Genomic DNA, 9742 nt, shown 5'->3' with positions numbered 1-9742 from the left:
ATTGTATATTTAACATAATACTTTCAAAAAATTATTATAACAAAAATTTGCTCTTTTTAATATTCCGTTTGTCCAACATTATTTGGCAAATCGTGGCAAGCAGGGCACCGAGGACCCTCGGCGCGTTTTTGCTTGTTGGTGGTCATTCCCCCAATCCCCCTGAACCTCGTTTCACTTGGAGCTACGCATCATGAATTGATGCTAATACATTAAACTCAGATTACTTCGTGCTACGCACTCTCACAATCTGACCGGCATTCGCAATCCGACCTATCGGTCTACTTGCTCATGTCGGTACACTCGTTAAATATCTGCACCGGATTTCATGTAAACATGAATCCGACGAAGATACTTGACTCGTTATTAAACGCATAAAAGAGGGAGACACCACTGTGTCATCACAATGAAATCTCCCTAATTCTTATCGAATCTGTTCTGTTGTCTTTTGCTTTTCAGCCTGCTCTTTCTGCTCCTCAAATTTGAGGAACAGATCAACATTGTATTTTGCCATCTGTATATCTTTCATATCCTGCTTAGCCTGCCGGTACTCGGCATAGGTCTTTTTCTTTTCCTGAAGGACTTCGCTGTATTCCTGATTCAGTTCTTTGATCTTAGGAAGTTTTCCCTCAATTTTGGAGAAGGCTTCCTTTGCTGCTTTGCAGAAAGTGATAGCTTCCCTGTGCTCTTCAAAGAACTTTTTGCTATAACCGCTCTTGCGATATTCGGCATAAGTGTCCTTAGTCTTGGAATAGTTTATGATATGCTTTTTCAGTGCAGCTATCTCCACAAGTCTTTCTTCAAGAGCTTTCTGCTTCTCAGTGATTTCTCCAAATCTTTCGGAGGCTACCTTGGCTTTTTCTGAGAGTTCATCATAATCTCTGAGACCATGTTCTTCCAGAAACAGAAGTGTCTGTGCCATCTGCTTGATGTTATGAACCTTGGCCCAGCGTTCATAGCCAGGTCCTTTTCCCTTGGCTATCATTGCCTGGATATCAAGAAGCATATCCACCTTTGGCTCAGGTTTAACATAACCTTTTTCGTCAGCACGTTGTTGCTTCGGAACAGGAGTAAATGCATTTTCCCCGAAAAAGACTTTCTCCAGATCCTCTTCTCTGTAGCCGGCTCCAAGAGAGCGCATTCGTAAGAACTTCTTTTGATCTCTGCCCTTAAGTGAAACATTTTTACCGAGCTTTATTTCGTAGCCCATCTCCTCTTTTAAAGCCTTGCGATATCTTTTATAAACTCCTTTCATGAATTTTTCACGATTTTTAATGGTCATCTTGTACTGCACAAAGTTGTCTTCAGGATAATCCTCATATAGTCTTTATTCAGTTCCTCAAAAGGAATCTCATTTACGTTTTCAGCACGGGCAATTATGTCCGCATAAGTCAGTTCGTTATACCCTGGAATAGCTGCATCCTTAGCATCACAGGTAGAACTTGTCGCAAATCTCCAAGCATCTTTGTACCAGAAAAGCTTTATCATAGAGCCATCTATCTTTTCCAGCACCCTGGCGCTATTCCAGTCAATATCTGCAGCATACTGTTCCTGTACATTAAAAAACTTATCAAACGGCCAACAGACCACTACGCGCTGAACCACGTCAATTATAATTCCTCTTGCTTCGCATACCAGCGGATCTGAGAAATCGGCTTCAGTTGCATATTTGAAGCACACCAGATCTCCGTTATGGTTTGTGCGTATAAATTTTTCATTCAGCTTCTCTTCCCAGGTATCCGGGTTATTCTTTATGAATTCTAATATTCTTGGCTTCATGTCTGTGTCTCTTTGCTAATCCACTTCTTTTCCTTCTTCTCTACGGCATTGTCAATTGTGATCCTGTGAATACTGTCTATATCAGACAGAATCCCGTCCTTTATCAGTTTTCCCAGATTGACCGGAGTATATCCGCAGACATTGGCTGCAAGATTCAGATGCTTACACCCTTCTTTGTACATTTCCATATTGCTATGATCATGGCCATGAATGTTAAGACACCACGGCAGACCATATACCGGTTCATGCGACAAAAGAATCTTATCAGCTATAAAAAGAGGTCCGGCATATATCTCGTCAAACACCCCTGTATACTCACCTCTTCTGTCATGATTGCCAAGAAGCAGGATCTTTTTTCTGACCCTGAGCTGTTTTACATACTCAGGCTTTCCAACATCTCCAAGGCATACAAATGTATCATTTTTCATGATTACAGAATTCAGTATTCTGACCTGTTCATTAGGATCTATCCAATTGGGATCCATTATTTTACAGTCATCATCATCAAAGTGAGTATCAGACAGGATATATACCGATCCATTTTCTGACCAGTGCCTGAATGGTTCATACAATGTAGATATCATGTTCCCTCCATCTATGATCAGTCATCATTCTTCATAAGATACTTGTTGTTTATTACCTTCATCGACAACGGTCCGCTAAGTGTATATGAATGAACCGGCTCTATGGGACGGATTACTATTCCTTCTCTGGTCGTGCCGTTGTATCCGATTCCTTCAGCCCTGGCTAAAAGAGCTGCTTCATCTGGATACTTTGCAAGAAGGTTATCACCTTCCTCTTCAACCGGAACCATCTGGCAGTGAACGTATTCACAGATTTCCCTTAGCGTTGTAAGATCAGTTCTCTTATCATCCGTTTTAGCTGTAAATACAAACCACTCCGGCCTCTTTAGCTTAAGCCTGTTCTTCTGAATTCCTTCACCGCACCATTCTCCCTGAAGAACCAACGTGCTAAGCCCATGCTCATCAGCATACTCTTTCATCTTCTCAGGTATTCCTGCGGCCTTTACATGCTCAACAAATGCAGACTTTCCATCATCCTTATAAGTGAAGTTATGTCCGGTAAAAGAAATCTCACCATCCCTTACACCTATTGAATGGCTTGATCCATCCATCTTTGTAGTTATGTAATATGGAAGCCCCTTGAACTCGTTTAGCAGTTCAGGTGCAGACTGTATTCTGGTCTCATCAGTCTTAGGAATATATCCCGGACGATCTCCAATCATAGTTCCTCCGGATCCTGCACGCTCAGGCATTTCCCATTCACGAACGCCAAGGATCTCTGTAACATCCATTCCTTCCTCCAGTGCCATTCCCTGAAGCTTTGACAGCTTATCTATTCCTAGACATAGCCCTTGGGATATCTCTCCTCTGAACTTCATGGTCTTAAGCCTGAATCCTTCTCCCATGAACTCATTGTTCTTATAGGAACTCTTTCTTAAAAACTCGAACTCATCACATACAGGCAGAAAAGAGTCTATCTCGAAATAGACCACCATATCTCCTACATGAAATTCATCTTTTCCACCGACACACTTCCATCCAAGCACCTGGACAAGTTCCAGTCTATCCGCATCCGGTATAGGCATGACTGCCTTGATTTTCTGTATTGATGCTAGTTTTCTCATCTTTTCTTTCCTTCCTTCTCAATAATACTTCGAATAAGCTCCCCATATTCATCTCCTATCGGAAGCTCGTAATCTACATGTATCCTTTTGCGCGTTGTCATTTTAGTCTCTCCTGACAAGGGATTAGTGCCCTCTGTCTCATACTCTTCCATCCACATACCGACTCCGCGTTTCTGCCATGAAGGCAGCTTATCGTAATTAATTCCTCTGCTGAAAAGGAGTTCATTTTTGTAACTCACACCTTTGCCATTCAGCTCTGATGTCGCCTTGTGAACTGACATCCCTTCTTTTCTAAGCATCCAGTAACAGTGCGAATTAAGAGCATTTCTGTTAGCATCCTCCTGTCTCCATCGGAAGTAATCTTCAACTCTTTCTACATTTGGGAGAGGCACCATTCTGCAATCAAAGTTGCTGCCATTCCAAGTTCCAGTGAAAACACTGCACTGGCTTCAGCAGCCAGAGTTGAATTGTATTTTCGCACTCTCCTTCCAAATGCATCCTCGCCAGCAGCAAACAGTAATGATATCTCATCGCTTTCTGTGTATGCATACACAACTCTGAATCCACAATCCATGAGCGCCTTTGTAGTTTTCACCATCATATCTCTAAATTTTTCATCAAACGGTGCTTCAAAGTTGCAAACTTCTTTTGTAAGCTTTGTAAAGCCCCGACCATCAAGCCTTGCAACCATATAAATGTCAGGAAGTAGTACCTGATCTAACGACTGCTCATAAATTCGCATCTTTGCATCCATCTCATCAAAACGCATTGTTTTCTCCTCCATTACTATTCTCTACTAACAATAGTATTCCTCCCCTGCACAGTTGTCAGTTAACTGATGGTTGATAAAACGAAGTCGCGGGGGCAGGTCGCAGGTATCCGGGGGATGCCACGCTTGCGACTCCGAGCACTGCGCAGGGAACCTGCTATCACTTGGGATATGAGCCCTGTATGGTCATTCCGTTCCACTCCCCCGCAAAGGCCGGATGAAGGATGTGCGCCCTCCTCTGATGATTACAGGTCACCTGCATCGCTATCTATGCTTATCCAGCGTGATGTTTCAGTGGACCGCACGGGAATCGAACCCGCCATCTCTGGTATGCAAAACCAGCGTCACCCCATTGCGACTTCCGGCCCATGACGCAGAAGACCGTGCCTGTGGCCTTCTGCTATATTTAATTGTTTGTCCAGAAGTAAGGAAGTGCCTGCCTTCTCCTTCTGAGAGTGGATAACCGGTTATGATCCGGCACCTTCGGTTTGGAAGACCGATATGCTGCCAATTGCACCACATCCACGTATTTTTGTATTAAAAAAGGATCCATCCAACACGGACAGATCCAAAAATCTACAGTTTATTCCGATGCCACTATTAACCTCTAACATCGGACTTTGCCATCTGTCCTGATATATTTTTCTATTCCCCATGTTGGTTCTGATGATCCTGAAATGAGCGCACCAATAACAAACGTATCAGCTGTAAAGCCATACGCCTTTGTCGCGGTTGTGCATGTCAAATTAGAAATCATCATCTGTTTCATTGAAAGTTTTTTACCTTGCCTTTCTATCTGTTTACTACATCTGTTTAACAAAAAAGGAAGCGACCGCATATTTACATTGATGTTTGCATCAATGTAAATAGGACAAGCACTTCCTATGTACCTACATAGGCACCTGTAATATGAAATGTAAAGCTCTTTTTTACAAAATCACGAAACATCAAATTTCTATCCGTTCTGAAACTTTGCCTTCATTTAGATTAGAAATTGCAGCATCCATCACATTTAACGTGTTACTAGATATAGAAAATTCGTCAGTACTATGTTCTTCAAAAAAACTCACAATCTGCTTAGCTGATACCGGGAAAAAGTTATTGGCATCTACACCAACATCATATCTTCTCTGTCCATCAGACCTATTAGTCTCGTTGTACTCCATACGTGCATGGATATGTCCATGGAGATGGTAACCTCCGCTACCCTTTTTAGGCCAAGATAACATTGGATAATGCATTAAAGAAAAAGCGTTCCCATCTACAGAGATTTTCATAAAATCCTGAATATCTGCAAAAAGCCGCGGATCATAATTCTTATCATGGTTACCACGAATAAGATATTTCTTTCCATTCAGCTTCTTTATCAAATTATCAGCGTCTTCGATTTTCATATGATGACAGATATCTCCAAGGATATATACAGTGTCATCTTTTTTGACAACAGCATTATAATTCTGCATAAGAACATTATCCATTTCCTCAACAGATTCAAATGGTCTGTTCTGCATTGTTGTTATTGCCTTATGTCCAAAATGCATATCTGCAGTAAAATATATCATCGTATCTGTCCCTACTTTGCCTCTTCGAATTTCCTCGTCAGAGTATCAACGATGTAAAGTTTCTGATTCCCGAAAGGATCCCCATTTGAGTAAGTCGAGAAAAGATCCAATGTCAGCACTCCACAAGCATCTAGCGGTTCCTCTACGGGTGTATGACCCACTACCTGATACAAGAGATCATCCCTAAACATCCTGTAAAAGTCAGCCTGAGGCCTTGCCCATATAGGCGAACTATCTCTCCATAGTTCCTGTTTTCCCATCCGATTGATCTTTGCAAGGGTATCTTCAATTTCTTTCATATGATATCCACACATCTGAAAGACAAAACTCTCCGTAAGACCGGCATGACTGAATAGCACATCATCAATTTTATGGACAAATCTATAACGTTCTTCAAGAACACGTTCCAGTCTGGTAATGCCTTCAATAGCAGTTATCCTTGCCTGGACAGAATATCCCGATTCCATGGCATCCCAAAGATAAGATACATCGTGATTACCATAGCACCACAATGACTGATCATGCTCTTTGCCAAATTCAGCAGCACGATCCAGCGTCTCTTTATATGCGTCTAAATCATTTCCTTTCCCCCAGTCATCTACCAGGTCCCCGAGTATTACGATGTCGTCGTAGCTATTCTCATCAACTCTATCAGCCACATCAAAAATCCATGGCTTTAGATGTACATCAGGAATCACAAGTACTCTGCTCATTTCAAAAAATCTCCAATTATTCCATCTGTTTCAGTGCTTCACTAATATCAAGATCCTTTACATCCCACAGATCAGAATCCCCCAGCGCGTACTGCAGGATTTGTCCAAGCCTCATATCCGGATGCTTTTTCCATACGTTTGAAATAGCTTTTAGGCATACTTCTATTCTTGCAGGATCCCGTGCTTCATCTTTACCTTCTATTACTTTTTCAAATTCCTGCCACACCTCTTCTTCGGAATATAGTTTCCCTTCTCTTATGGATTCTTCCGCCTCGTCAAGAGATTTCATAAGACCAAGCAGCGCGGCAGTCTTCCCGATTTCCTCATCATAGGGCTCAAGCTCTTCAAATAGATAATATGGGTATCCTGTGTGCCTGGGATGCTCCTTTATGTGAATGAACATCCCATCATGTCGTCCGCCATGAGGTACTATAGTATATTCCTTGCCAATCTCCAGTTCTTCCTCAGTAAAATAATTACCATCGCCAAGAAAATCATGCTTCCTTCCTATGCATCTGATCTTTCTTGGTGTATTGTCAAATGTGTTAAGATCCTTCGTCATCACAGGACGATTATTATCTGCTGTGCCTGCTTTATTGCCGCTTGCTCTATTGGCAAAAACATCAAGACGCCTTAAAAATTCGCTTTCTTCACAATTCCACAGTTTATCCTGATCAGGAATCACATCCATCACAAATTGACCGAATCTAAGATCCGGATGATTCTCCCATTCTTCTGCTATTTTGTTTAAAAATGGCCGTATTCTATTCTTATCTCTCATCTTTTCTCAATCAAAACTTCCCATTTCTTTACGGCCACAGGGACTAAAAGATTATCAACACTTACACCCAAAAGACCGCTGAGAACATAAAGGTTTTCAATCACAAAAAATGATCCTTTATGGCGCCATTTATTAACTGCCTGTGGAGTAATACCCAATTTATCAGCAATAGTCTTGTCTTTTAATCCCTTTGATTTAATCAGATCGCACACCCTATTCTTTGTAGCTTCAATGTCAAGTCCTTTTACCCTGTCAGGTTCTTCCCAGCATGCTGTGTAATCCAATAGTCCCAGTCTCTGCCGAAATCTATTCATTTCAATGATCTCCATTATTTTTTCATATCCTTCATCCATAAATATTTTCCCTCTATGCCTACTATGAATGTAATCTTTTCATCAATCCCAAAGGTCCCAAAACCATTCTTTAAACATATCAATAGCTCTGTCCTTGCATTCGTCTCTATATTGGTCAAGTTTCCTACTTTCTTCAAAATATCGGTCTTCTATCTCTTTATATTCAGGCACATCTCCTGGATGATACAACCTGAACAAGCCCTCTTGTTTCTCCCTGGCAATTTCATCCTCTGTTCTTAGTTTTTGTCCATACTTCCCATATTTTTCTCTAAATTCCTGATATGCCTTATGATAATCCTCTTCATATTTGTTTTTCTTAGTGCAGGTATCCTCATTCGATTCATTCAAAAGAAATATCATTTCCGACAAGATGTCATCCCATTTCTTCATACCTGCATTATCAACATAGTCTGATCTACCTGTACCAAACAATGCATGTGAAGTGTTTCCGCAAAAATCCGGATAGCTATGAGTTGTGTCTTTCAATTGTTTCAGCATCCCAGGCATCACCATCAAAAACCAGTAATCAATGCTCCATACATCGGAATCACAATAGCCATACTTTACACGCTGAAAAATAAACCTAATATTGCGTTTCCATCGTTTTATCTTATCAACCGGCTTCTCAAAACCTTTATACTTTTTCTCAATGCATGTTTTTCCTGTTTTTTCAATATTCATTTCGCTTCTTATACCATGTAATCAATAAACTTATGCCTTTTCTCATATATATTGTATTGGAGATTAATTCCATTGTATATAAACCCGTGGTTGATAAATTAGAAAATCGCTTTATCAAAATGATTAAATAATAGTCCCAGGAACGGGTAGCAGGCATCCGTGGGATGCCATGCTTGCGACTCCGAGCTCTGCAAGGGATCCCATAACCTTCCGCGTATGAAGCGGGTGCTCTACCTCCCACGCTATCCTGGAATAGCGGATACAGAGGGACTTGAACCCACAACCTCCCGGTTAACAGCCGGGCGCTCTGCCAATTGAGCTATGTATCCAAAGCTGCGGTAGCAGGACTCGAACCTGCAACTTCCTGAGTCAGAGTCCGTCGCCTTTCCAACTTGGCTACTACGTCTTACTACGACACTTGGAATTGAACCAAGATTGCAGGAGTCAAAGTCCTGTGGGCTACCATTACCCCATGTCGTAAGGCGCAGCCTTAAGCAACTGCGATTATGTCATCAATAGGAACTTCAAGATAAACTGAAAGAGCCACAATCCTGTCTATACTTGGAAGAACTTCTCCTCTTAAGTACCTGTACACAAGCGATGTGCTTGCTCCAAGGTATTCTGAAACCTCAGATACTGTATGTCCGCTCTCTCTGATCAGCTCCCTGATCCTTATTCCTGTTCCCTCGATATCTATTACTGGATAATCCATTTCTTTTTCTCTCCTTTTTGCATTAAAAAATCCACCTAACGCAAGTTAAGTGGACCGAGAGCTACTCTATTCTTAATGCTCAGGATTTCTTCGGACTATCTTTTCCCGGAACCTGGATCATCAAAAAATAAAAATTATTTTCATGTTGACTCATTGTATAAAAACCGATACAATGTAGACAAGTCAAAGAGATGTGGCGTGTGCTTCACAGATCTGAAACGATTCGTGATGAAACTAAGAACGGTAGATGAAATGGCGTGTGCTTCATTGATTCGAGGTTCTTTTTTTGTTAGCCTTATAAGTTACATTTCTCTTGATTCAACAGAATGTCTACAATAAAAGAAAACGGAAATGGATGTCATAAATAATTTTGCAAATAACTGATATGAACCCATAGAAGAATTTCCATGATTGAAAGATCATATCATGGAATATACCAATATCTTAAAAATCACAGATGCACATACCATAAGAAGAATGCAGCCCGCACATCCTCCACCACTTTTCGGTGAAGTATGCTTATCAAGCATCCCCATCATGAACATATCTAGGAGCTCATCATCGTCATCGTTACTGCCCATAATCCTTGTCTCCTTCTATAAGACGTAATCATCCATCTACATGTATGATATCTTCCATAAGATCCTCTGCTTTTACTTCTGAATTATGATAATGCTCCCGTCTGTCTGTTATCCTGCCAATGGAAATTGCATTCTTCGGGCAGTACTGGAGGCATCCAAGGCACTG

General features: G+C 41.2%; 13 protein-coding genes and 3 tRNA genes. All 16 read right to left on the bottom strand.

The annotated features are described in order from the left end of the window. Positions 1–421: 421 nt before the first annotated feature. Positions 422–1252: a hypothetical protein gene (locus T515_RS15185; protein WP_155988410.1), complete on the bottom strand. Its 831-nt coding sequence runs from the start codon at positions 1250–1252 to the stop codon at positions 422–424. Positions 1253–1275: 23 nt separating this feature from the next. Then, positions 1276–1776 (bottom strand): RNA ligase, encoded by a 501-nt coding sequence (locus T515_RS15180; RefSeq protein ID WP_036613030.1) that lies wholly within the window; start codon positions 1774–1776, stop codon positions 1276–1278. Further along, positions 1773–2360 (bottom strand): metallophosphoesterase, encoded by a 588-nt coding sequence (locus tag T515_RS16910; RefSeq protein ID WP_051671804.1) that lies wholly within the window; start codon positions 2358–2360, stop codon positions 1773–1775. The genes T515_RS15180 and T515_RS16910 overlap by 4 nt, the downstream gene beginning before the upstream one ends. Before the next feature lie 17 nt (positions 2361–2377). Then, on the bottom strand, positions 2378–3424 hold the full coding sequence (locus tag T515_RS15170; protein WP_036613029.1) for an RNA ligase family protein: 1047 nt from the start codon (positions 3422–3424) through the stop codon (positions 2378–2380). Beyond that, a complete protein-coding gene (locus T515_RS18110) occupies positions 3421–3819 on the bottom strand; it encodes a hypothetical protein (RefSeq protein WP_242839401.1) in 399 nt (132 codons plus the stop codon). The genes T515_RS15170 and T515_RS18110 overlap by 4 nt, the downstream gene beginning before the upstream one ends. Continuing rightward, the gene (locus T515_RS18105; RefSeq protein WP_242839400.1) at positions 3798–4208 is read right to left on the bottom strand and encodes a tRNA(His) guanylyltransferase Thg1 family protein; all 411 of its coding nucleotides are present in this window, start codon (positions 4206–4208) and stop codon (positions 3798–3800) included. The genes T515_RS18110 and T515_RS18105 overlap by 22 nt, the downstream gene beginning before the upstream one ends. Positions 4209–4488: 280 nt before the next feature. Then, positions 4489–4561 (bottom strand) — tRNA-Ala (locus T515_RS15160). Positions 4562–4647: 86 nt separating this feature from the next. Then, positions 4648–4719: transfer RNA gene (locus tag T515_RS15155), tRNA-Gly, on the bottom strand. 421 nt (positions 4720–5140) lie between these two features. Continuing rightward, entirely contained in the window at positions 5141–5755 is a 615-nt protein-coding gene (locus tag T515_RS15150) for a metallophosphoesterase (RefSeq protein ID WP_081832859.1), read from the bottom strand. An 11-nt stretch (positions 5756–5766) separates the two neighbouring features. Then, on the bottom strand, positions 5767–6468 hold the full coding sequence (locus T515_RS15145) for a metallophosphoesterase (protein ID WP_036613028.1): 702 nt from the start codon (positions 6466–6468) through the stop codon (positions 5767–5769). Positions 6469–6484: 16 nt separating this feature from the next. After that, a complete protein-coding gene (locus T515_RS15140) occupies positions 6485–7249 on the bottom strand; it encodes a hypothetical protein (RefSeq protein WP_036613025.1) in 765 nt (254 codons plus the stop codon). Beyond that, complete coding sequence (locus T515_RS16905) at positions 7246–7602, bottom strand: helix-turn-helix domain-containing protein (protein ID WP_051671803.1); 357 nt, start codon at positions 7600–7602, stop codon at positions 7246–7248. Before T515_RS16905 ends, T515_RS15140 begins: the two co-directional genes overlap by 4 nt. A gap of 42 nt (positions 7603–7644) precedes the next feature. Continuing rightward, positions 7645–8283, bottom strand: a complete 639-nt coding sequence (locus T515_RS15130) for a hypothetical protein (protein ID WP_051671802.1) — start codon at positions 8281–8283, stop codon at positions 7645–7647. A gap of 256 nt (positions 8284–8539) precedes the next feature. Next, positions 8540–8612 (bottom strand) — tRNA-Asn (locus T515_RS15125). A gap of 161 nt (positions 8613–8773) precedes the next feature. Then, on the bottom strand, positions 8774–8995 hold the full coding sequence (locus T515_RS15120) for a helix-turn-helix domain-containing protein (protein ID WP_024865527.1): 222 nt from the start codon (positions 8993–8995) through the stop codon (positions 8774–8776). A gap of 419 nt (positions 8996–9414) precedes the next feature. After that, the gene (locus T515_RS17500) at positions 9415–9576 is read right to left on the bottom strand and encodes a hypothetical protein (RefSeq protein ID WP_155988409.1); all 162 of its coding nucleotides are present in this window, start codon (positions 9574–9576) and stop codon (positions 9415–9417) included. Positions 9577–9742: the final 166 nt, after the last annotated feature.

It is taken from the genome of Oribacterium sp. P6A1, from assembly GCF_000702885.1.
Lineage (GTDB): Bacteria > Bacillota > Clostridia > Lachnospirales > Lachnospiraceae > Oribacterium.
This window is presented reverse-complemented; position numbering and strand designations above follow the sequence as displayed.